At 45.8% G+C, this 22,867-nt stretch carries 24 protein-coding genes; 13 read left to right on the forward strand and 11 right to left on the reverse strand.

What is annotated here, in order from left to right:
* Nucleotides 1-39: 39 nt before the first annotated feature.
* From JGK07_RS23460 to malQ, 5 genes are all read left to right on the forward strand, one after another.
* Nucleotides 40-924, forward strand: coding sequence for an RNA-guided endonuclease TnpB family protein (locus tag JGK07_RS23460; RefSeq protein WP_293291065.1), 885 nt, complete (start codon nucleotides 40-42; stop codon nucleotides 922-924).
* A 14-nt stretch (nucleotides 925-938) separates the two neighbouring features.
* Nucleotides 939-1,133 (forward strand): zinc ribbon domain-containing protein, encoded by a 195-nt coding sequence (locus JGK07_RS23465; protein ID WP_293291067.1) that lies wholly within the window; start codon nucleotides 939-941, stop codon nucleotides 1,131-1,133.
* Between the two features lie 556 nt (nucleotides 1,134-1,689).
* A complete protein-coding gene (locus JGK07_RS23470) occupies nucleotides 1,690-2,448 on the forward strand; it encodes a MinD/ParA family protein (protein WP_293147654.1) in 759 nt (252 codons plus the stop codon).
* Nucleotides 2,449-2,654: 206 nt separating this feature from the next.
* Nucleotides 2,655-2,780, forward strand: coding sequence for a photosystem II protein Y (locus JGK07_RS23475; RefSeq protein ID WP_265235804.1), 126 nt, complete (start codon nucleotides 2,655-2,657; stop codon nucleotides 2,778-2,780).
* A gap of 617 nt (nucleotides 2,781-3,397) precedes the next feature.
* Nucleotides 3,398-4,906: a 4-alpha-glucanotransferase gene (gene malQ / locus JGK07_RS23480; protein ID WP_293180177.1), complete on the forward strand. Its 1,509-nt coding sequence runs from the start codon at nucleotides 3,398-3,400 to the stop codon at nucleotides 4,904-4,906.
* 141 nt (nucleotides 4,907-5,047) lie between these two features.
* Here the strand turns inward: malQ and JGK07_RS23485 are convergent, their stop codons facing one another.
* Nucleotides 5,048-5,917, reverse strand: a complete 870-nt coding sequence (locus JGK07_RS23485) for a RodZ domain-containing protein (RefSeq protein ID WP_293180180.1) — start codon at nucleotides 5,915-5,917, stop codon at nucleotides 5,048-5,050.
* Nucleotides 5,914-6,708 carry a pseudouridine synthase gene (locus tag JGK07_RS23490; protein WP_293180183.1) on the reverse strand — a complete coding sequence of 265 codons (795 nt, stop codon included), beginning with the start codon at nucleotides 6,706-6,708 and terminating at the stop codon, nucleotides 5,914-5,916. Before JGK07_RS23490 ends, JGK07_RS23485 begins: the two co-directional genes overlap by 4 nt.
* Nucleotides 6,709-6,820: 112 nt before the next feature.
* On the opposite strand from JGK07_RS23490, the gene JGK07_RS23495 reads away from it, so the two are divergent.
* Together JGK07_RS23495 and JGK07_RS23500 are read left to right on the forward strand one after the other, a co-directional pair.
* Nucleotides 6,821-6,961, forward strand: coding sequence for a hypothetical protein (locus tag JGK07_RS23495; protein WP_293180186.1), 141 nt, complete (start codon nucleotides 6,821-6,823; stop codon nucleotides 6,959-6,961).
* A gap of 347 nt (nucleotides 6,962-7,308) precedes the next feature.
* Nucleotides 7,309-8,100, forward strand: coding sequence for a DUF2993 domain-containing protein (locus tag JGK07_RS23500; protein WP_293192841.1), 792 nt, complete (start codon nucleotides 7,309-7,311; stop codon nucleotides 8,098-8,100).
* Between the two features lie 516 nt (nucleotides 8,101-8,616).
* Here JGK07_RS23500 and JGK07_RS23505 read toward each other — a convergent pair.
* The 3 genes from JGK07_RS23505 to JGK07_RS23515 form a co-directional block, all read right to left on the reverse strand.
* On the reverse strand, nucleotides 8,617-9,534 hold the full coding sequence (locus tag JGK07_RS23505) for a phosphatidate cytidylyltransferase (RefSeq protein WP_293192839.1): 918 nt from the start codon (nucleotides 9,532-9,534) through the stop codon (nucleotides 8,617-8,619).
* Between the two features lie 429 nt (nucleotides 9,535-9,963).
* A complete protein-coding gene (gene cbiT, locus JGK07_RS23510) occupies nucleotides 9,964-10,557 on the reverse strand; it encodes a precorrin-6Y C5,15-methyltransferase subunit CbiT (RefSeq protein ID WP_293147744.1) in 594 nt (197 codons plus the stop codon).
* A 120-nt stretch (nucleotides 10,558-10,677) separates the two neighbouring features.
* The gene (locus JGK07_RS23515) at nucleotides 10,678-12,222 is read right to left on the reverse strand and encodes an aminotransferase class I/II-fold pyridoxal phosphate-dependent enzyme (protein ID WP_293206306.1); all 1,545 of its coding nucleotides are present in this window, start codon (nucleotides 12,220-12,222) and stop codon (nucleotides 10,678-10,680) included.
* Nucleotides 12,223-12,586: 364 nt separating this feature from the next.
* Between JGK07_RS23515 and JGK07_RS23520 the strand changes: the two genes are divergently transcribed.
* From JGK07_RS23520 to JGK07_RS23530, 3 genes are all read left to right on the forward strand, one after another.
* Nucleotides 12,587-12,811, forward strand: coding sequence for a gamma-aminobutyric acid A receptor, epsilon-like protein (locus JGK07_RS23520; protein ID WP_293206303.1), 225 nt, complete (start codon nucleotides 12,587-12,589; stop codon nucleotides 12,809-12,811).
* A gap of 270 nt (nucleotides 12,812-13,081) precedes the next feature.
* A complete protein-coding gene (gene ychF / locus JGK07_RS23525; protein ID WP_293180201.1) occupies nucleotides 13,082-14,173 on the forward strand; it encodes a redox-regulated ATPase YchF in 1,092 nt (363 codons plus the stop codon).
* Between the two features lie 26 nt (nucleotides 14,174-14,199).
* Nucleotides 14,200-14,565: a phage holin family protein gene (locus JGK07_RS23530; protein WP_293147768.1), complete on the forward strand. Its 366-nt coding sequence runs from the start codon at nucleotides 14,200-14,202 to the stop codon at nucleotides 14,563-14,565.
* Nucleotides 14,566-15,072: 507 nt separating this feature from the next.
* Here JGK07_RS23530 and JGK07_RS23535 read toward each other — a convergent pair.
* The 3 genes from JGK07_RS23535 to JGK07_RS23545 all read right to left on the reverse strand — a co-directional run bounded on the left by JGK07_RS23535 (nucleotide 15,073) and on the right by JGK07_RS23545 (nucleotide 17,305).
* Nucleotides 15,073-15,525 (reverse strand): NUDIX domain-containing protein, encoded by a 453-nt coding sequence (locus JGK07_RS23535; RefSeq protein ID WP_293192863.1) that lies wholly within the window; start codon nucleotides 15,523-15,525, stop codon nucleotides 15,073-15,075.
* A gap of 239 nt (nucleotides 15,526-15,764) precedes the next feature.
* Complete coding sequence (locus JGK07_RS23540) at nucleotides 15,765-16,217, reverse strand: DUF3531 family protein (protein ID WP_293180204.1); 453 nt, start codon at nucleotides 16,215-16,217, stop codon at nucleotides 15,765-15,767.
* 71 nt (nucleotides 16,218-16,288) lie between these two features.
* Entirely contained in the window at nucleotides 16,289-17,305 is a 1,017-nt protein-coding gene (locus JGK07_RS23545; protein WP_293225973.1) for a Sll0314/Alr1548 family TPR repeat-containing protein, read from the reverse strand.
* A gap of 389 nt (nucleotides 17,306-17,694) precedes the next feature.
* On the opposite strand from JGK07_RS23545, the gene JGK07_RS23550 reads away from it, so the two are divergent.
* Nucleotides 17,695-18,366, forward strand: a complete 672-nt coding sequence (locus JGK07_RS23550) for an ABC transporter ATP-binding protein (protein WP_293147764.1) — start codon at nucleotides 17,695-17,697, stop codon at nucleotides 18,364-18,366.
* 102 nt (nucleotides 18,367-18,468) lie between these two features.
* Complete coding sequence (gene rsmG / locus JGK07_RS23555) at nucleotides 18,469-19,194, forward strand: 16S rRNA (guanine(527)-N(7))-methyltransferase RsmG (RefSeq protein WP_363319733.1); 726 nt, start codon at nucleotides 18,469-18,471, stop codon at nucleotides 19,192-19,194.
* A 58-nt stretch (nucleotides 19,195-19,252) separates the two neighbouring features.
* On the opposite strand, the gene JGK07_RS23560 is transcribed toward rsmG, so the two are convergent.
* Both JGK07_RS23560 and JGK07_RS23565 read right to left on the reverse strand, forming a co-directional pair.
* On the reverse strand, nucleotides 19,253-20,008 hold the full coding sequence (locus tag JGK07_RS23560; protein ID WP_293192834.1) for a Fe-Mn family superoxide dismutase: 756 nt from the start codon (nucleotides 20,006-20,008) through the stop codon (nucleotides 19,253-19,255).
* A gap of 473 nt (nucleotides 20,009-20,481) precedes the next feature.
* The gene (locus JGK07_RS23565) at nucleotides 20,482-21,627 is read right to left on the reverse strand and encodes an aldo/keto reductase (protein WP_293225975.1); all 1,146 of its coding nucleotides are present in this window, start codon (nucleotides 21,625-21,627) and stop codon (nucleotides 20,482-20,484) included.
* 30 nt (nucleotides 21,628-21,657) lie between these two features.
* Here JGK07_RS23565 and JGK07_RS23570 point away from each other — a divergent pair, with 30 nt between their 5' ends.
* Nucleotides 21,658-21,831 carry a hypothetical protein gene (locus tag JGK07_RS23570; protein WP_293219155.1) on the forward strand — a complete coding sequence of 58 codons (174 nt, stop codon included), beginning with the start codon at nucleotides 21,658-21,660 and terminating at the stop codon, nucleotides 21,829-21,831.
* A gap of 182 nt (nucleotides 21,832-22,013) precedes the next feature.
* On the opposite strand, the gene rpiA is transcribed toward JGK07_RS23570, so the two are convergent.
* Nucleotides 22,014-22,730, reverse strand: a complete 717-nt coding sequence (rpiA, locus tag JGK07_RS23575) for a ribose-5-phosphate isomerase RpiA (protein WP_293180219.1) — start codon at nucleotides 22,728-22,730, stop codon at nucleotides 22,014-22,016.
* Nucleotides 22,731-22,867: the final 137 nt, after the last annotated feature.

Genomic DNA, 22,867 nt, shown 5'->3' on the forward strand with positions numbered 1-22,867 from the left:
AGAGTCAGTTCCATGTTTGCCGTCAAGCGAGCGCTCAAATTGAATAATCAAGAAGCGACCTTGATGGCAAAACACGCAGGATTTCGGCGCGTGGTATTTAACATGGGTTTGAGCCTGCGAGTCCAAATGTACGGTGCAGGTGAGTTTTCCGACTCAAAGGTCATCAACGAAATCAAGAAAGTTCTCACTAACTACGTCAAGAAACAACCTGAATGTACTTGGATGAATCAGTTGTCTTCTCGTGTTTACCAAAACGCTTTGATTGACTTGAGTCATGCGTTTGGGAGGTATCGTTTGGGGAAAGCCGGTCATCCAAAATTTGTCAGCCGCCGTGACGGTCAATCATTCACGGTTGATTCGTCAAACGGCAAAGTTTTGTTAAGTGCAGGCAGGACTATTAAAATTCCCACACTGGGAACATTCCGATTGCACGAGCCACTCTCATGCAGTTTTGTTTCTCAGACTTTCACGCTCTCAAAAGAAGGAAATCGCTGGTTCGTCTCTTTCTGTGTTGATGCCCAACGTTTACCGATGCGACAAAGAGAAAGTTCTGTAGGAATTGACATAGGTGTCAAATCCTTCGCCACCCTGTCAAACAATCAAGTGTTTGATGCACCAAAACCCCTAAAACAAGCGAAAACCAAGCTGGCACGGTTACAGCGCCAAGCATCAAGGCAGGTGAAAGGTTCTAACAACCAACGCAAAACCTACGACAAAATCAGCCAAATTCACGCAAAAATTGCCTGCATTCGTAAAGACTTCCTTCACAAGTTGACGACTTACTTAGCCCAGACTTTCTTGCGAATTAAGATTGAAGACTTGAATGTCAGCGGAATGCTGGCAAATCACAAGCTGGCTGGGGCAATATCCGACTTAGGTTTTTACGAATTCAGGCGACATTTTACGAATTCAGGCGACAGTTAGAGTATAAATGCAAAATGTATGGCTCCCAATTAGTGCTGGTAGATCGATGGTTTCCCAGTTCTAAGATTTGTGCTAATTGCGGGCATAAAAAAGATATGCCACTCAGCGTTCGGACTTATGATTGTCCTGCTTGTGGTCTGTCGGTAGACCGCGATCTTAATGCCAGTTTAAATATTTTAAATTGGGAACCCAAGGCTATTGGGGGATAGCCTGCTTATCTTGGGATGGCCGACCACCCAATAGCGCAGGAAGTGAACTCTTTCATTGTAGCTAAAGATGGCTTTAGTTAAGTTTGGGTAAGTTTTACGAAGCAGGAAAAGATTGATACTTTAACAGACCAGGAGGATTTGAGCGGCAAGGAAGATCGATCGATATGATATATGATGCGATCGTGAATTGCATAATAATTGATTGTCCGCGTTTCTCCCTGTCATCGTTGTAGAATCTACGGTCAAATATGATTTACATTCCGTTTTGACGGTGTTAAGCCTAGCGGCCGAATTACTACGCCTTCTATCTATTTTACCTATCGGGTTATTGAGATTACTTTTGGTTGTAGACTACAATCCGATCTACCTCTCATTAATGCCTTCTTTTCTAGAGTCTGATTGATTGGCAGACTTCGTAGCTAAGCAGGGTTCCCAACTATAGAGGACATAAATCAACAACTGAATCTAAATAAAAGTCCAGCATCTCAAAAACTTGAAAGTCCATAAATGATTAGACTTAAAGAGATAATTGTTTAATCTTTGCAATACGCCTATCATGTCCAAAATCATCTCTGTCCACTCTTACCGGGGTGGCACTGGCAAATCTAACATGACTGCAAACCTGGCATCTATTATCGCTCGCGGCGGAAACAGGGTCGCCATTGTGGACACAGACATTCAATCGCCCGGGATTCACGTGCTGTTCGGTTTCAGCGAGAACAACATGGATCGCTGCCTCAACGATTACCTGTGGGGCAGGTGTCCGATCTCGGATACGGCTTACAATGTGAGTTCGCTGCTGCCAAAATTAGCCCGTAACGGCAGCCTCTATCTGATTCCTTCGAGCATTAAAGCAGGGGAGATAGCGCGAGTTTTGCGGGAAGGCTACGACGTGGGACTGCTTACCGACGGCTTTCAAGAACTGATCGACGTTCTGAACTTAGACTACCTATTTATTGACACGCACCCAGGACTCAACGAAGAAACCCTTCTCAGCATCACGATTTCGGATATCCTGCTGCTGATTCTGCGTCCGGATCAGCAAGATTTTCAGGGAACGGCTGTCACGGTAGATGTGGCCCGCAAATTAGAAGTTCCCAAGATTTTGATCGCGATCAACAAAGCGCCAGAATCCTTGGATTTCGAGGATTTGAAGCAGCAAGTAGAGAGTATTTACAACATCCCAGTTGGAGGGGTGCTGCCCCACAGCGACAAGATGATGCTGTTAGCCAGCAAGGGGGTGTTTGCCCTGCACTTCCCTAAAGACCCTCTAACTCAAGTGGTGGAAGGGATTGCCAAGCAGATTTTGGGATAATTTGGTGTAAGGACAGCGGATCAAGGTTGACGAGAGCGAGTTGCAGTCTCAATTACTGGGGCGCGATGTCCTGCAAGCGCGATCGCTCCTTGCTGTGGAGGAACTTTTTCGGCGACAATATTTGCTTGAGGAGTCAGGAGAATGGCGACAAAATGAGATACAAATAGATTATGAGAATTTGTTAAAAAACTTTAGGAGGAGAACTCATGGATTTTGACTGGCGCATACTAATAGTATTGAGTCCGGTTTTGTTGGCGGGCGGCTGGGCTGCTTACAATGTCGGCACTATAGCTCTCAAACAAGTTGAGAAATTGTTGAACAAGGAAACTTAAGCTCAGCATTTTCACCGTAATTTTGCAGCCGACTGTTTGTTGAGATACAAAAACAGTCGGCTGATTTGTGCATTGGCTCTCAGGAGCAGGAGGGCTAATGCCATTTTGGATTATCAATGACCCCGCCCAAAAACCTGTACAAGCCCCTGAAGCTATGAGTGTGCAGAAAACCAAAAATTTTAGACTCCTGTTTCTGCTCCGGTGATGAATATGTGGAGTAAAGCTAAAGTCTAAAACTTGTTCGCTCGCTCCGGTCGAAGAATCTAAAATCTAAAATCGGATCGCTTACTGCATCAGGGTTTGGAACGCGGACATATAGTTGCATCCTGTTTGGGAACTTGTTTGATGTTTGGCCCGGAGATCGCAATGTACGACTCCAGACAGATAGAGCGAAAGCCACTTAAAAGTTATAAATAAACTTGTGCATAAACTGGGTGCGATCGCCTCAGCATTTGTGATGAGATTGCGACACAAATATTTAGCCACGTTCCAGCAGAAAATATGAGACAATCGCAAAAGTATTTGCCCTGAAAATCGCCCTACAAACTGCGAAGTTTAACCTCTAGGGAATATCGGTCAAATTGTCAATGTTTAACTCCTATATCTTTAGATAGATTATGCTTTTTCCCCGAGCTAGCGGCATTTTACTCCACCCGACATCTTTTCCCAGCCGATTTGGTGTTGGGGATATGGGAATAGAAGCATATCGCTTTATTGACTTTTTAGTAGAGAGCGACCAGCAATACTGGCAGATATTGCCGCTGGGCCCGACTGGATACGGCAATTCTCCTTATTCGTGCTATTCAGCAATGGCAGGAAATCCGCTGATGCTGAGCCCGGAAATTCTGCGGGACGAGCAATTGCTCAGCGATGAAGATTTAGCTCATTCGCCGGAATTTCCCCTGGATACAGTAGAATTCGATCGCGCGATCGCACACAAAATACCCCTGCTCAAAAAAGCCTGCGAAAACTTCAAAGCGAAAGCATCGCCGGTGCAGCAAAGAGAATTCTCGGCTTTTTGCGAGAGCAAAGCGAGTTGGCTGGAAGATTATGCCTTATTTATGGCACTAAAAGACAGCTTCAACGGCACGAGCTGGCACACTTGGGAACCAGAAATTGCACAGCGCCAACCGGAGGCGCTAGACAAGTGGCGGCAGGAGCTACATAATGAGATTTATTACTACAAATACGTGCAGTTCGAGTTTTTCCGCCAGTGGACTGAGTTGAAACGCTATGCGAACCTGCGCGACATTAAAATTATTGGTGACATTCCGATTTATGTCGCTCACGACAGTGCTGATGTGTGGTCGCATCCGGACTTGTTTTGTTTGGATGAAGCAACTGGAGAACCAGCTTTGATGGCGGGAGTTCCGCCGGATTACTTCAGCGCAACAGGTCAATTGTGGGGCAATCCTGTTTACAATTGGGAGGCTTTGGAAGCAACTAATTTTCAGTGGTGGGTGCAGCGTTTTGAGGCGATTTTCGCTTATGTAGATGTGACTCGGATTGACCACTTTCGAGGATTTGATGCTTACTGGGCGGTGAAGCGCGGGCAGGAAACTGCGATCGACGGAGAGTGGATTAATGCGCCGGGAACGGCTTTGTTTGAGGTAATTAACGAGAAGTTCGGCAATTTGCCGATTATCGCTGAGGATTTGGGGGTAATTACTCCGGAAGTGGAAGCTTTGCGCGATCGGTTTGAGTTTCCCGGAATGAAGATTTTGCAGTTTGCTTTCGGTGCGGGGCCTGGCGATCCTTTTTTGCCTTTCAATTATGTTCGTAACTGTGTAGTTTACACCGGTACCCACGACAACGACACGACTGTTGGCTGGTTCAATCAACTGCAAAACTACGAAAGAGATGAGGTTTTGCGTTATTTGGGCTGCATCGATCCCCAAGGAATTCACTGGTCTTTAATCCGCATGGGTTGGTTTTCTATTGCTAATTTGGCGATCGTGCCCTTTCAAGATTTGTTGGGTTTGGATACCGACGCGCGGATGAATTTTCCGGGGAAAGCAGAGGGAAATTGGGGCTGGCGGTATCGGCGCGAAGCTTTGAATTGGGAGGTGCGCGATCGGCTCAAAACCATGACTTACATCTGCGGGCGCGCTCCCCAGAAAAATTGAAAATTGGGAATTGGGCATTGGGAATTGGGCATAGGGCATAGGGCATAGGGCATTGGTTATTAGAGAAACGACTAACTACTAACGACTAACTATTAACTATTAACTATGTCCCATGCCCAATGCCCGATGCCCGATGCCCGATTATCCTTCATTTTTGGGCTTTGCTGAAGGCTTGAGTTCGTCGGCGGTAAAAACAACTTGTTTGGCAACTCCAGATTCTCCGAGTTGTTCGGCTTGTCCGTTATTCACAGCAATCATTACACCGCCGGCGTTACCAGCTAGAACTACCAATTTGTTTTGGGCCTGCCAGGTGCGGACAGTTCCTGAAGGCAAAGTTCCCTCAAACTCGGGTTTGCCATCAACTTCAATCTTCATCCATGATTCGTCTTTTAAACTGACGTTAACCATGACTGGTTTATTGCCAGATTTATCTAAACTTTGACCTGTTCTTGCTGCTTCCACAGCATCGTAACTATCGGCTTTCTGATTTTTTGAGGCGCTCTGGGCTAAACGAGCTTGTTCTTGCTCAAGAGCTAGTTCTTTGGTTCCCGTACCGTTTTTTGTTGTCAGAGAACCGCCCATCAACTGAGATAAGACATTGACTGAACAGATAATTAGAAATGTGTAAAAAAGGTACAGGTGCATCGGCCGCAATTGTGGCCCATTCTGCCAGGATAGCTTGGTGGTCGATCGCGGTGGCGGTTCGATCGGGAAAAAGTCGGCAAACTGAGTTCCGTCCAAACCCATTGCTTCGGCGTACCGCTTGATCAAACCTTGAGTGTAGACGGGTTCGGGGAGTTGGTCGAGTTGGCCGTCTTCGATGGCTTGCAGCAGATTCCGCCGAATCATGGTTACGACAGCTACTCTGTCCAAAGAAATCGACTGCTGTTCGCGGTACTCCCGGAGTTGAGATCCTATTGCCGCTAATTTCTTCTGAGGAGTTTCTGGCTCTTGGGAGTGCAGTTTCTTCTTAGTTATTTGGGAGAATAAAAACAATAAATTCTTTGTCATATGCTGTGCTCCTGGGGATTCACTGGCACGCTTATTGATGTTAGGTTGACTAGATTCCATAAAAAAATAATTTCTGAATCTTCTAGGGGTCGGTAGCAGCCCGGTGCCAATATCGGCCCTGCGGGGGGCTGCAATTGAATCGGGCCAATGGCTGTGCGGTGCAGGCGCACCACTGGATATCCCAACTGCTCGGCGGTGCGCCGAATCTGTCGGTTTCTCCCTTCTGATAGAATTACTTCTAACAGAGTTTGGTCTCTCGCGCGATCGATAACTCTAACTTTCGCGGGTAATGTTTTTCTACCGGACAAGATAATGCCCTGACGCCACGCTTGTAGTATGGGTTCCGGGGGATCGCCGAGCACCCAAACTTGATAAGTTTTGGCGATCGAGTGACGCGGATGGGTCAAACAAAATGTCAGCTTACCATCATTGGTGAGCAATAGGGCGCCTGTGGAATCTGCATCTAAGCGTCCTACGGGATGGATGCCTTGACCAGATCGCAGTTTGGGCGGCAGCAAGTCGAGAACTTTCGATCGCGCCCTGGGATCGCTGCAAGTAGAAACTACGCCTGCGGGTTTGTTGAGCAACAGATAGACCTCTGCCGGTCTATCTGTTGGTTTCACTGGGACTCCATCGACTTCGATGAAATCGCGATCGGGATTCGCCTTTTGTCCTAAACGAACAATATTGCCATTAACCCGGACTCGTCCAGCTACAATCATCTGTTCTGCAAGACGGCGAGAGGCAATGCCCCACTGGGCGAGGATTTTTTGCAGCCTTTCATCAGACATGACGGGAATGTGGAAAGCCCCAACACCCGAGCGGTGGAGGGAGGAAATACGACACGGTTAATGGATTAACCGATGCTACCAATGTTCAATTCCTGGTTGGGAAGAAATTCTAATGTTTGCTAACCAATCCTTGCAGGGCGTTGCGCCTGGTGCAGATTGTCCTTATGGCATAACCCTGAATGTTGTGCAAAAACTACGAGGAAAAGACTCGCGGGAGGCTATTGCCTGCACCGTTGGTTTGTTGCTGATTTAAAATGTGTGGGTCTGACACGACCATTAACTAACACTACCATAAAACCAGTACTGCTGGTTAATTTTATACGCTCGATCGCGAAATTTCCCTCGGGATCGCACAACTGGCAAACTCAGGAGAAAGCCTGAGGGGGGAAGGGTGAGATTTTTTCTGCTTCAGGCGTTGCTGATGTCTGATTTCGGCTTCTGGAGTATGTCACGAGGTGGGTTCATCAACCCGTTCTTAGGGAAAATCCGAGGTTGAGGGCGATATTTCTTTGTATAAACCGGGTTTGTGAGACGGGATGCGCTCGTTAATAGTTAAATTTTTGTGTTTGAATATTAAGGTTTGTAATTTTCAAATTGTTTATGACTGTCGATCGCCACTCTCTTTTATTTGACAATATAGCTACTGCGGCCAGCTCTGGTGGGACTGCCAACCTCGACGAGGAAGGGGAGACACCGCCGCCGAGCCAAGGCAGCCGGATCGCAAGTTCGGTGCTGTCTCCGGCGGTGCAGTTGTTGCTGCGATCGCAAGTTCAGCAGGTTGATGAGTTGAAGGTGAAAATTGAGGGGAGCGATCGACAAATTTTCAGCGGTGCAATCCCCAAAGTAACGGCAGCGGCTCGCGGTGCCGTGTATAAAGGATTACACCTAACAGAAGTTGCCCTAGAGGGCTGTGGGATTCGCATCAACCTCGGTCAAGCTCTCAAAGGCAAACCACTGCGCCTGCTCGAATCGGTTCCCGTGACTGGCGTTTTGAGGCTCTCTCAAGCGGATTTGAATGCGTCCCTGAAAGCGCCTTTGCTGGCGGATGCTTTGAGTGAATTTTTGCTGCCAATGTTGCCGCTGACAGATAGCGAAAAGTCGCTGAAGTTGGAAAATTCGCAGATCGAAATTGAGGCGGGGAAGTTGACGCTGGTGGCGACAATTTTGCGCGCTGGGGGTACGCAAATTCCTGTTGTATTGCGGACTGGTTTGCGGATTGCTAGCGGTCGCGAATTGATGTTTGAAGTACCGGAAATCGAAGTCAATGGAGAAATCAAGAGCAGTGATTTCAAGGATTTTAAAATTGATTTCGGACAGGAAGTTGCAATTGATGAGTTGATTTTGAGTCCGGGGGAGATTGTTTGTCGGGGTGGAATTCGAGTTTTGCCTTAGTTATTTGTTGTTTGTTGGCTGTTGTTTGTTGTTTGTTGTTTGTTATCTGTTGGGGAGCATCTCATTTTTGTAAAAAGCATTTTTTTTATTATATTGCGAGCTTAAGAGATCGCGTATTGTCCTCGCGAGCTCTTAAGCTCGCAATATAAATGCAAAATAGTACGAGCTTAAGAGTTCGCGTATTGTACTCGCGAGCGGGGACGCTCTATTATAAATGCAAAACTGGGTGCATCTGGTTTTTGAAGAGGGCGAAGCATGACCGTATATAAGTTATTAGTTATAATCCCATATTGACTACGGTCATGCTATAGCCCATACAAACATATTTGCTTGCATTGAGATGCACCCGCAAAACTGAGATGCTCCCTGTCTGTTGACTGTTGTCTGTTGTTTGTTGGCTGTAACTGGTTCCCAGGAAGAGCCTGGGAATACATACCCGAACGCTCTGATCTGCCTCCAAATTCATATGCCCGATGCCCGATGCCCGATGCCCGATGCCCAATTCCCAATTCCCAATTACGGATTAATTAAAAAAGAGTCGATCGCGGGCAATAACAAAGTCACAAAATAGTAGACTAAGGGTGCGGTAAAAACATAACTGTCAGTGCGATCGAGAATGCCGCCGTGACCGGGAATCAACTGTCCCGAATCCTTAACGCCGGCGTCTCGTTTCATCATCGACTCAGTTAAATCTCCCAACAAGCTAGCAACGCCAATCAACAGACCAAAAGCTGCCCCAGTATACGGCCACCCCGGCCATTGTAAATACCAAGACCAGGCGGCGGCCACGGCGATACTGCCGCAAACTCCAAATACGGCACCTTCAACGGTTTTTTTAGGGCTGATGTGGGAGAGGCTAGTGCGGCCGAAGAATTTGCCGACAAAATAAGCGCCAATGTCAGCGGCCCAGATGCAGAGGAAAGCCACCAGCAGCGAAGTCAATCCTAAAGATATGCTGCTGGAACTTGTCCAAGACTGGGACGAGTAAATGTTAACGGGCAAATTGCTTGCTACTAATTGCGAAAATTGGGTTGTAGCCACATTGGCAGGATCGAGTCCGACTCGCAGCCGTATCCAATAGCTGGGCAAATAGCCGCCGTAGAACAATCCTAAAATAGAAGCGGCAATATCGGCGATCGTCGATAACTTCGGTTGGAACAACAGATAGAAACAGATGAAAGTTCCGGCTAAGGGGAACATGGCGTCTACGAGTTGAGGCGCCAGGGCGGCAGTAATCAGCAGAATTTGACTGACAACTAAGGTGGTTTTGCCAGCAGGTGCAATGCCCTTAGCTCGGGCTAACTGAAAATATTCCAATTGACCTAGGTACACGATGACGCCAAAGCCGAGGGTGAAGTACCATCCCCCCATAATAATCATTCCCAAAGCAAGGACGATCGCAACTATTCCACTCAGGATACGAGACCAAGGCATAAAATGAATTTCTCACAGGAGACGGCAGGTCAGTCGATTTTAGATTTTAGATTTTAGATTTTAGATTTTAGATTTAGTCCACAGATGAATCTGGGGGTTGGAACTATGGTCTAAAATTTTGTTTTTTGGGCGGGCTCGGTCGATTTGGGATGCAAGGATACAAGGATACAAGGATACAAGGATGGTTAAGGCACAGGTTCGTCCCCCATCCTCAACCGGCGATCCAAAATTTCAACTCAGGCGATCGCTCCAGCTAAGGTCGGCCTTATTATAAGTATTATGAACGTTAAGCTAACGTAAAAAAGGTTAAGAATTGCATTTAATGTTTGATTCTCAGTGATACAGCCTCCGGGCCCACATCACCATCTTTGATGTGGTGTGGGAATATTTCCGTCTAAGGACTAATGACTGATGACTAATGACTAACGACTAATCCAACTTTTCACCGCTGAGAATAAAGATGGGATTGACGGCGGCAAAGGTTTGACTCAAGCCCCGAGTCTCCAAGCGGTTGACGGCGGACTGGACTACCTCGATGTTGCGGACTTGCAACTCGGCGAAGCTTTCGGAAAGGGCGTAAAGATTCTCTAAATTCGAGGCTGTGGCGACAACTCGACCCTGTGGGCGCAAGTGTCGCCAGACTTCCTTGAGAATCATTTTAATCGGGCGCCCTCCTTCGATGCAGACTCGGTGGGGGTGTTCGGGGAGATTTTCGAGGCATTCAGGGGCGCTACCTTCAATGACTTCTACGTTTTTGATCTCGAATCGATCGCAATTTCGGCGAATCAAGCTTGCTACTTCTTCATCCCTTTCGATGGCGATAATGCGACCTTTGGGACACAGCAAACCTGTTTCTACGGCGATGGTACCAGTACCTGCACCGATGTCCCACACCACTGAATCTGCTTGCAGCCGCAGGTGGGAGAGTAACAGCAGTCGGACTTCTCGCTTACTCATGGGAATTCCCGGTAAACGTTCAAATAAATCGTCTGGGATACCAGGAGTGACGTAGGGCCAAAGCATAGTTGTATTTTTAATGGAAGGAAGAAGGAAGAAGGAAGAAGGAAGAGGGAAAAGGGAAGAGGGAAGATTTTTCCCATTTCCTACTATCCCTCATTTCCCACTATCCCCAAGTCTTAATATTTACTTTCGCACAACCCTGAGAGTTTGGAGGCGGGGATCGCTGCAACCTGTGATTTTGCCGCCGGCTGCAAGGATGTGTTGCAGGTAGTCAAGGGCTTGTGAGGTAATGATTTCACCGGGCATCAAAACTGGTATTCCTGGCGGGTAGGGACAGATGAGTTCGGCACTGAGTCGATCGACTGCTTGGTCTATTCCTACGGTTTCCGCCGGGGAAAAAAAGGCCTCGCGGGGGCAGAGAGAGGGAGTGGGAAATCCTAACAGAGATCTTGCACCATTCTCAAGAACAGGCAAGATGCCTGTTCCACAAAGAGTGAATTTTCTTGTGGGGTGGGCATCTTGCCCGCCCCCGGTTGTACCGGCGTCGTCCCCGTGCCCGCCTCCTAAATTGTGAGTTAAATTCTGGAAACCTTTAACCAGATTGTCAATATCTGATGCTGTATTTCCCAAGCTGATAATAAATGTTAAATGCTGCGGCATTGGTAATTCTGCGGTGACTGCGAGTTGCGAGTGGAGAATTTCATCAGCCGCAAATCCTGTTATTCCTAAATCGGATACTTTTACTGTTAGCCTGGTTCTGTCTAGTGCGACAAAACCGGGCGTATTTAACGGTTCTAAAACTGATAAGCCGGGAATTTGACTAATGTGCGATCGCGCTTTTGCAGCTAAATCTAAAGTTTGCATCATTAACTCCTTCCCGTGGAGTGCGATTTGTTGGCGGGCGGCGTCTAATGATGCTAATAATAAGTAGCTGGGACTGGTGGATTGTACAAGCTGCAATGCCCTATTTAATTTTTTAATATCTATGCGATCGCCCTTGACGTGCAACATCGATGCTTGAGTCATTGCACCGAGGGTTTTGTGGATTGATTGTACTGTTAAATCTGCCCCGGCGGATAGGGCTGGTTCTGGTAAGTCTGGATGAAAGTTAAAGTGGGCGCCGTGGGCTTCGTCTACTAATAACGGGATGTTGTATTGATGGGTAATTTTGGCGATCGCCCGCAAATCTCCACAAACGCCGTGATAAGTAGGGTAGACGACCATTACTGCTTTTGCGTCGGGATGTTGTTTTAGGGCTGCTGCTGCTGCTTCTGGGGTGATGCTGTTGGCAATATCCCAATCCGGGTTGTATTCGGGATTGACAAAAATGGGAATTGCACCGGATAAAATCAAACCAGAAATTGCCGATTGATGGATGTTTCGAGGCAAGATAATTTTATCTCCCGGCCCGCAAGTCGCGACAATTGCCGCCATGATTCCGCAAGTCGAACCGTTTGCTAAAAACCGAGTATGTTCGGCGCCAAAAGCCGAAGCCGCTAAATTTTGAGCTTCGGCAATTACGCCCTCTGGGTTGAAGAGATTGTCTAATTCTGGCAATTCGGGCAAATCTGAGCGAAATACTGCGGCACCGAATAAGTCAACTAACGGCCCTGAAATGCCTTGTCCGCGTTTGTGTCCGGGGGCGTAGAATGGGCTGTGATGGTGGTTTGTGCGATCGCGCAGCGCATCTAATAGGGGTGTTTGTTGTTGAGAGTTTGCTGGTGACACACTTATACCATTTTAAATTTTAGATTTGAGATTTGAGATTGGGGATGACTCACTGGATCTTCCCTAATACTCAAGGCATAATTTTAGGCGGACGTAACAGTGAATTATGGTTATTTAGATAGATGTGTTAGGCGCTGTTTTTTTTTTAATATATATAGACTCGTTCATAAATATTTGATTGCGAGTTCAACCGCAGATGAAGGCAGATAGACGCAAATAGACGCAGATAAATTTAAGGTATTTTTCAAGTCTGTTAACTCTAATTAACCAATACCACAAATCAGTTGTTTTTGTTTTAAAAGATAGCTGGAATTGGTGACCAATTGTTTTTTTAACATCTCTATTAGCTGAGCTAAACACTAACATGATTTATCCCACTCCCGATCCGCTTCCAGGCCCGCAAATTCCCGCTACTGAACCGGGGCTACCAGAGATTCCTTCATCGCCACCGATTCCCAGCCCTGTACCGGAGCCCGTACCTGCGCCAATTCCGCAGCCAATTCCCGAACCGGTGCCGGAAACAGTACCCTCTCCGATTCCCCAGACTGTACCCTCGCCGATTCCTCAGACAATCCCCGAACCTGTTTAAATGATGTTTTAGTTGAAAGTGAAGTTTAACAGAATTTGTAAGGTCGATCGCCCAAACCGAGTTTCTTGCCAAGGACCCAATTTGTTGATAAATAAGGGACAGGGAGAGGTTTCGGGCGATCGCTTTTTTGGGAAACCACTTGTGAACCGTTCAGCCATCTACCTCAAGTTAGATATTTAGCCGAACACAGGCTTGAGATTTGGGGTGGCTTGTCCAATATATTGCGGATACTTATGATATTTTGAAACAGTGATATGTTTCTAAATAGCTATGCTTACCGCCGGAATTGTCGGACTGCCTAATGTTGGCAAATCTACTCTGTTTAATGCTTTGGTGGCTAATGCCAAGGCGACTGCTGCTAATTTTCCTTTTTGTACGATCGAGCCAAATACCGGTATCGTGGCAGTACCCGACGAACGGTTGAAGGTGCTGAGCAATATTTCCAATTCTGTGCAAACTGTGCCCACGCGGATGGAGTTTGTCGATATTGCAGGTTTGGTGAAGGGTGCGAGTCAGGGCGAAGGGCTGGGAAATCAGTTTTTGTCTCACATTCGGGCTGTAGATGCGATCGTCCATGTTGTCCGCTGTTTTGACAATGATGATATCATTCACGTTTCCGGTTCTGTCGATCCCCAGCGAGATATTGACATTATCAATCTCGAATTAATTTTAGCAGATTTAGCTCAAATTGAACGCCGACTCGATCGCACTCGCAAACAAGCCCGCAACAACAAGGAAGCTCAAGCAGAAGTAAACGTCCTTGAAAAATTGGTCGTGGTTTTGAATGCAGAAAAACCAGTACGCCAGACCAGTTTAACTGACGAAGAAGCAGAATTAGTTAAAGGTTTAGAATTGTTAACAAACAAGCCGATCATCTATGCAGCGAACGTGTCTGAAGACGAATTGGGAACCGGAAATAGCTATGTCGAACAAGTCCGGGAAATAGCAGAAGCAGAAAATGCTAAGGTTGTCATAGTTTCGGCGCAAGTTGAGTCAGAATTGGTAGAACTACCAGAGGAAGAACGAGCTGATTTCCTCGAATCTCTGGGGGTAACAGAAGGTGGCTTAAAATCTTTGATTCGAGCTACTTACGAATTATTGGGTTTGCGGACTTATTTCACTAGCGGGCCGAAGGAAACTCGCGCTTGGACGATTATCGCAGGAATGTTAGCGCCACAAGCTGCGGGGGTAATTCACTCTGATTTTGAGCGGGGTTTCATCCGGGCCGAAACTGTAGCTTATGAAGATTTGGTGGCTACCGGTGCGATGAATGCAGCTAAGGAAAAAGGCTTAGTTCGCAGTGAAGGAAAAGAGTATGTTGTACAAGAGGGGGATGTGCTGTTGTTCCGATTTAATGTTTAGTCTTTTAAGGAGATAAGCACGTGCACATAGATATCGTTTCGCTGGTAATTGCTTGGTTGGTAACATCTGTGAGCTTTTTTATTATTTCCAAGTTACCCATAGGCGTGGATATTGACAGTTTTGGCAAAGCGATGGTTTCGGCGGCAGTTTTTGGATTGCTGAATGCTTTAGTGCGACCAGTTTTTGTAGTTTTGGGCTTTCCAGCTTTATTGGTAACTGTTGGTTTGTTTATGATTGTTATCAACGCTGCTATCTTTGGCTTGGCGGCTTGGCTAGTCGAAGGATTTAGATTGCGGTGGGGAATTTGGAGTGCTTTGCTTGGTGCTCTAGCCCTCGCTTTCATTAACTCTTTGCTGTATCAGGTTTTGGGTACGCTTCCCAGAGTAAGGTAGAGAAAGTTCATTCAGTTGACAGTTGACAGTTGACAGTTGACAGTTGACAGCAATCTCTACCTCCTGGAAGGAAGAGGATTGGAGTAATGAATCGTCTTCTTTTAATTTCTACGCCAAACCCAGAGGCTTTCAACCAATTATTTCTGGTAACGCGGACAAAAATAAAGGGGCGGGTTTATCTATATTTGTGAATTGTGGCAAAGTATTTGGGAGAAAACCCGCCTCTACTGCACATATTTTGAGTAAAAATTGCTTCTAATGTATTTGCTTGTTGGGATTTGGAGCGCTTTAGAGCGGTTCTCAAAAAAGTGAGGTATGCCCCAATACGGTTGACTTAAGAAGAATCTGACTTGCAAAAAATGCCTGTATTGCCTAGAAAATCGTCAGATGAAATTCCTAAAAAAGCTTTAAGTAAACCGTATTGAGGTATGCCCTATCCCCTATGCCCACGGAGGCCTATGCCCTATCCCCATGAATACCTCATCTTTTTGATAAAGGCTATAGTTATCAGTCTTGGCAATAGTGGAGAAAGCTTTCTGGAACTAGGTGCAATTCTCCCGAACGAAATCGGTGAACAGGCATCCAAAATGCGGTACATTTCAAGTTACCGTCTACAAAATCTAAACTTGCTAATTCATAGAATTTGGAGTCAACAAAATCGCACTGATAGAGTTGTATTAATTCGTGTCCAGCTTGACCATTAAAAATAAAGAAGTTTTCCAAACAAGCTAAATATCTGATATTTGTTAACTCGGCTTTAATTTCTTCTTTAAATTCTCTTTGCAAAGCGTCGAGGCTGTGTTCTCCGAATTCTACGCCTCCACCCAGAGCTCGATACAATGTGTCTTGTTTTACCGGATCTTTGAATTGGGAAACGAAAATGCGATCCTCTTCGAGGGCTTCGCTAACGCCCGATCGAATTAATCCTAAAACAATTACACGAATTTTACCTTGCATAATATATAGCGGTTCTCAGAAAGATGAGGTATGTTGTTGGGCTTGGGCCCTCTTTGTTTAGCGGTTATATAAGCTGTCAGTCATACCTCACCTTTTTGAGAAGTGCTATAGCCATTCAGTCATGAGTCATCAATCATTAGACATCTCATAAAAAGCCAGTTTTGAACAGGCATCCTGCCTGTTCCACAAGAATCATGAGAGATTTCTAGTCATTATCCGTATCATCCGTGTCGTGCTAACGGTTAATTGTCCGGCTCAAAACCCTCTCTCTTCCTCGTATTTTCAACGGGCCAGTCTATATTTTCACCGCCGATAATTAGTTCTTCAATCGTCACAAATTCTTTGCTGAGTTGCTGGAAAACATTAATTAAAACATCGATGCCGATAGCATCGCTAGTCCCCAAATCAAACCAGCAGCGAGCCCAAGAACCTTCATACTCCATTTCTCCCATATTGTGCATCAAAGCCATCATGCTTTGGTCGGCTAGATTAACATCGTAATTCATATCGCTGATGTCTAAGCCTTCATCTTGAACTTGCAAATTTTCAGCATTAAATCCTCCCAGTTTTCCCAAAAAGAACCAAGAATCAAACACTTCTTCTACATACTGTTTTTCGCCGTTTGAAGGCACGTTGCTGAATTTTAGCCAAATCCAGAGGTCAAAGGGATTAAATTCGCGAAACTCTACTTTCATCAAGTTTTACTCTTGTTAATAACAACCGCCAAGATGGTACTGTCAACTGTCAACTGTCAACTGTCAACTGTTTAGAGTGGTGGTAAAGCCGTCGGCCCCCAGACTCCATCTGCATCTCTAATTTTATCGCGCATCGGGTCACAATCGCGAGATTTGCTGTCGAGACGGTTGCGGGTTTTGCACTGCTGAAAGAAGATTTCGGCTACTAAGCTGCGCGGTAGTTGATCTGGTTTTGCTAAGGCGGCGTCGAAGTTTTTTCGGGCTTCCTCAAGTATGGTTTTGTTGTTGGATTGAGTCTTGGCTTGAGCAGATAAGACTTGTGCTTTGAGATAAAGGATTTCGGGGTTGGTGGGTGTTTCTGCTAGAGATTTGTTGGCAAATTCTAAAGCGCGATCGTATTTTTTTAAGTCTCGATAGCCTACGGCCATGCCGCGATAGGCTAAGTAGCGGGGCGAGGCTTTTTCTTCCAGTCGTTTAATGGCGTCGCTGGGGTTGGAAAAGGGTAGGTTTGAGGCTAACATTAAGTCCATGTAGCCTTTGAGCAGGTTGAGTTCTGGGTCGTTCGGCGCTATTTTTTCTGCTGCATCTAGGTATTGAAATACTACTCGCAGTTTGTTGAGTGCTTGGGGCGCGCCTTTGGCTGTTCCTTCTTTGGCTATGGCATTTGCTCCTTCTAGAAAGTGACCTGCTGCTGTGTAAATGTTGCCGCGCAAGGGGTTAGTTTTGGTCAATTTCTCGCCGACTTCGCGGGTTTTTTGAGCGTAGGTATTCATCGAGTTTAAGTCTTGCTCGATGTAGGATAATGAGGCTGCCATTGCATAGGCTAGGGGTTCGTTTGGTTCTGCTGATAGTGCTTGTTGAACTTGGGCTTTTGCTTGTTTGTAGTTTCCTTGCTGAAACATTGTTTTGAAGGCTGTTTCGGTGTTGGGCCCGATCGCCTGCTGGTTGCTCGTGCGGAAGGGATCGCCTGCTACTGCGGAGTTTATGCAGATGCCCAGGGCGATCGCACTTCCACAGGCGATCGCCCGCACTGTCTGTTTAGAACTTAACATTTGCTTGAAGGGCGATACTAAAGGGTTTTTCGTCATAGTCAATTTTGTCAATGAAATATACTGTAAACTAGAAACAAGAGAGTTACGTTCTCAGACTATCGGGCCGCTAGCAAAAAAGAGTTAAATTTGCTTGATTTTTTGTGGCTCTTGCGGTATATTTTAATAATGGGAGCGTGTATTATCATATATACTATCGCACAGATTATCATTGTTAAAATATACCATAAAAAAGGTCAAACATCAAACGCCAAGGCTGAAAAAAACCGAAAATTTTGTAAAGATTTATGTAAAATAAATTTGGGCGATCGGCACCAGCCAAAAACAACCTTAACTATTAATAGCACAACCAGGATCTGAGGTATACACGATTCCCAATTCCCAATTCCCAATTCCCCATTCCCAATTCCCAATTCCCAATTACGTTAATGCTTTATCTAAAAAACTTAGTCTATCATCCTACAGCCTGTCCCAATGCTATTCTAAAAAATATCAACTTAGAACTGCCATCGCAACAAATGGGGCTGATTGTCGGCCGTAGCGGTTCCGGCAAAAGTACGCTCTTAGAAATATTAGCAGGTTTAGCAGAAAAAACTAGCGGCGACATCCGCTGGCGCGAACAAGAATTAACACCGGAACACTTGCAACAGTTAGGAGGTTTAGTGTTCCAGTTTCCTGAAAGACATTTTTGTGGGGGGACAATTTTAGAAGAATTGCGACTGGGACATCCCGAATTGGGACAAGAACAAATTCACTCAGCGATGAAAGAAGTTGGGTTGGCACATTTGCCGCTGCGCGCTTCTCCCCACGCTTTAAGTGGCGGACAACAGCGCCGGGTGGCCCTGGCGGTGCAGCTAATTCGCCAGCCGCATTTGCTACTTTTGGACGAACCGACGGCGGGTTTGGATTGGTCGATGCGCCGACAGTTGGTAAGCTTGTTGGGTAAGTTGAAAAATCACTGGACTTTGTTGATTGTTACTCACGATGCTAGCGATTTGTTGAGCGTTGCTGATAAGTTTTGGACGTTAGATCACGGGGATTTGCAGGAGGTCGATCGCGCGAAGTTAGAGGCTAAGGAAGCAAGTTGTGTGAGTCAGTAGGCAGTTGACAGTTGACAGTTGACAGTTGTGCGAGGTTAAGAAGTCGCAAACTTTGTCATTAGTTCTTTCGATGGTTATTAGAAGATGAACCAGACAGAAATTATGATGTTACCCCAAATGAATGAATTGTGGCAAAAAACGCTGAATTGGGAGCCGGATGAGTCGCAGCAGCAACAATTTCAGCGGCTTTATGAGTTAATTGTTGAAGGCAATCGTTCCTTGAATTTAACTCGAATTATTGAGCCGATCGAGTTTTGGGAAAAACATTTGTGGGATTCTCTGCGGGGAATTGCGAGACTGCTGCCGGTTAATCACAATTCGCCGGAAAATAACGATTTTCCCGTTGAGTCCCCGCTCAAAGCGATCGATATCGGGACTGGTGCGGGTTTTCCTGGTTTGCCGATCGCGATCGCCCTTCCACATTTATCAGTCACTCTCCTGGATTCTACTCGCAAGAAAATTACTTTCTTGGACACGGTTTTGCCGTCTTTAGGGATCAAAAATGCTACGACTTTGCTGGGCAGATCCGATGAAATTGCCCGACAACCGCAGCACAGACAAGCTTACGATATCGCATTTCTGAGGGCAGTTGGAGCAGCTTCTCTGTGCGCTAAATACGCGCTACCTTTCCTGAAAAACGGCGGTTTGGCGGTACTTTACCGGGGAAATTGGACGGTAGAGGAAGAGGAAGAGTTGCAAAGTGCGATCGAGCGTTTGGGCGGTACGCTTGAGTCAGTCGAATCATTCACCACGCCTGCGAGTCAGGGCGCGCGCCACTGCCTTTATTTGCGGAAAACTGTACAGAAGCTCGATCGCCCGATTCGCTAGCGGAAGCCATTTTAGATACAATAGCGGTTGAAACAACCGCCACTGTATCTTTGTTAAACTAACCGATCGCCTTTTCGTAGCGTTTGTTAATTTCCGCCCAATTAACCACGTTCCACCACGCTTTTAAGTAGTCTGCACGCAGGTTTTGGTATTTGAGATAATAAGCGTGTTCCCAAACATCATTGCCCATAATGGGATAGTTGCCATCACTGAAAGGACTGTCTTGATTGCCAGTAGTTGTAATCTCAAGTTTACCAGCTTTATTGCGAACTAGCCACACCCAACCGCTGCCAAAACGCTTAGTACCAGCCTCGTTGAATTTGGCTTTAAAATCCTCAACACTGCCGAAATTTTGCTTAATTGCTGTGGCAATTGCTCCTGTGGGTTCGCCGCCGCCTTTGGGACTCATGATTTCCCAAAACATACTGTGATTGAGGTGTCCGCCGCCATTATTGCGTACAGTTGTGCGAATATCTTCCGGCACTTTGCTCAAATCTTTGAGCATATTTTCAACACTCACGTTTTTAAGATTCGGGTATTTATTGACAGCATCGTTGAGGTTTTTAACGTAAGCTGCGTGGTGTTTGTCGTGGTGAAATTGCATTGTCCGCGCATCGATGTGCGGTTCTAAAGCGTTGTATTCGTAAGGCAGAGGCGGTAGTGTAAAAGGCCCGGGAGTTTGGGCTATTTTTGGGCTTTCTGGGGATGGACTTGCTTGCGCTACACTATTGCCTGACGCTTGGCAAGCACCTGCGGTAATAGCTCCGACGGTGGCTGTTAGCAAATACAAGAAATCTCGGCGTTGGAGTGTCATAAAAGATCCCTAAGTGAATTATTAACTGTTTTATCTCAGATTAAAGCAAAAGGGGAGGAAGTTGGGAAAAAAATTATAAAATCGTAAATATACCTAATTAAACTTAAAATACAACTCGCGCTCAAGCTTGCTGTGTATATCTTCTTCTTTCCTAATGACTAAGGGTGCATCTGGCGCAAGGAAGAGGGCGAAGCATGACCGCATATAAGTTATTAGTTATCATCTCATATTGACTGCGGTCATGCTTCGCCCCTACGGATAGATGCACCCAATGACTAATCACTACCCTTCGGCTTCGCGAGCTGACTAATGACTAATGACTAATGACTACTGACTTATCGCCCGAATGGATGAGAAGGATGGGTGATGTTGGTAAGAACAACTCAAGTATAGGCTAATGAGGTACGCGTGCATAAGTCTCACGTGTTCCGGCTCACAAACCCGGTTTCTGTCTCGAAACCGGGTTTTTTATATTATTCTTGGGATAAGCGTTGCACGGCTTCGCCTCCAAAAAGTCGATCGGCTGCTTGCAATATACTAGGAATTTTCGCAGCGTGGGGGCTGTGGGCGAGACAGCGGCGCAAGTCTAATTCGTCGAGGCGATCGGCTTTTTTGCCCGGAAACCAGTGGCTGGCGTTACCCAAAAGGTTGTAGCGCATCTTGCAATAGTCGATCGCATCGTAAGCATTCGCCAAATTCCACAGCCACAAAATCACTCGAATGTTAACCTCTCCGGGAGTATTTTCGATAGTTGGCAAACCGAAGTCCCAAGTCTTAAACCAATCTTCTCCTAATTTATCAATTGCTGCATTTTCCAGCCTTGCTAATATCGGCGGCAAAATTTCATCAGCTTTATCTAACAATTCTACAGCTTTTAGATGCTCGTTAAAATCTTCAGGTTTTGCTGCACCCAAACTCAAAGTGTGTACTTGCGGGTGTGACAAACAAAACAAATCATTAAACACCATCGGACTCAGTGGATAGCACAAATCTACCAACTTTTGCGGCGGGTTGTAAAGTTGACCGCCTTTGTCGGAAGGACTGATAATAAAAACGCCCATGTCGTGACGTTTGGCTGCTTCAATTGCGGGCCAATTATTTTGATTGATGTAGTACCAGTGCAAGTTAAGATAATCGAATTGATTGGTTTCAATAGTTTTGACAATCACATCCGTAGGGCCGTGAGTTGAAAAACCAATAAACCGAACTTTGCCTTCTGCTTGCAATTTTTTTGCCACATCCAAGCAGCCGCCCGGGCGCATAGAATCCTCTAGAAATTCCCAGGTATTAATGCCGTGTATGGAAAATAAATCGACGTATTCTAGCTGTAAATAAGCTAAGGATTTATCAAATTCTTCGCGAAATGCCTCGGAGTTGGCTTGAGGACAAACTTTTGTTTGTACTATCAACTTTTCGCGAGGGAACTGCGGCAAAATCCACCCCAACTGCATCTCAGAAGTGCCGTAACCGCGAGCAGTTTCTATGTGATTGATACCGCATTCTATTGAGTAGCGAATTGTCGATTCTAGATTTTGTTGATTGTCTGGTGGAATTTCATTTGCTGGCACATCTTGCCATTTGTGGTGATATCTCATGCCGCCGCAGGAAAAGACGGGCATGGATAATTCTGTGCGGCCGAATCTGCGATATTGCACGATCAAAATAGAGATACGAATTTATACTATTATAGCAATTTTGAAGTGAGTGAGGTGGGAATTGGGAATTGGGAATTGGGAATTGGGAATTGGGAATTGGGAATTGGGAATTGGGAATTGGGAATTGGGAATTGGGAATTGGGAATTGGTAATATCATGTCCTCTTGATTGCCATAACAAAAACGGTTTGTAGTACGGACTTAAGTCCGCACTACGAACGAATTTTAATGCGGTTAATCGATCGGACATGATATAAAAAGCTTGAGTAGCTAATTAACCGTAGGGTGCTTCAGGCTGAATATTCTTGAGTAGACTGCTAAACTTTTCCTTCCTGATTCACCCTACTATAACTATTTAGAAATTTCCCGCACTACAGGTTTGCCGTCCTTAATTTCGCCAACCAAAACCAAATCTGTACAATTGACAAACAAGCCATTTTCTAACACGCCTGGAATGTTATTCAAAGTTTTTTCTAATTCCGCAGGATTGTCAAGGTTATCAAATTGAACGTCGATTACCATATTACCTTGGTCGGTAATTACCGGGCCTGCTTTTCTGATTCCCATGCGGAGTTCTGGTTTGCCGCCCAATTTTTCAATGGCGCGAGTAACGGGGGTAATTGCCATCGGTATAACTTCGATGGGGACGCGAAAAGTCGAACCCAATTTATCTACCATTTTGGAACTGTCAACTACTACAATAAACTGAGCAGCGAGACAATCGACTACTTTTTCGCGGGTGTGGGCGGCGCCACCACCTTTAATTAAGTTGAGGTGCGGATCTACTTCGTCAGCGCCGTCAATGGCTACGTCAATTCTGTCAATTTCGTCGAGGGTTGTCAGCGGTACTCCGTACTGTTTGGCTAATACTTCTGATTGAAAGGATGTGGGAACTCCTTTGATATCTTTGAGTTCGCCTGATTTTATGCGATCGCCCAATGCTTGAATAGTATAAGCTGTAGTTGACCCCGTGCCGAGTCCGACAATCATACCAGATTTTACGCGATCGGCAGCAGCAAAGCCAACTTGCTGTTTCATCAATTTTACGGGGTCTTGTTCTGTGGTCATGTTCGGTAATCCTCAATAGCTTTAAGATTATACCATTTATTATGGATTTATTTAACCGCAGAGAGCGCAGAGAACGCAGAGAGGAAAAAGCAGAAGAGACGGCACTCGCAAATTGTTTCAAGTGGGAAATTCTCTCT

Source organism: Microcoleus sp. PH2017_24_DOB_U_A, from assembly GCF_020738205.1.
GTDB lineage: Bacteria > Cyanobacteriota > Cyanobacteriia > Cyanobacteriales > Microcoleaceae > Microcoleus.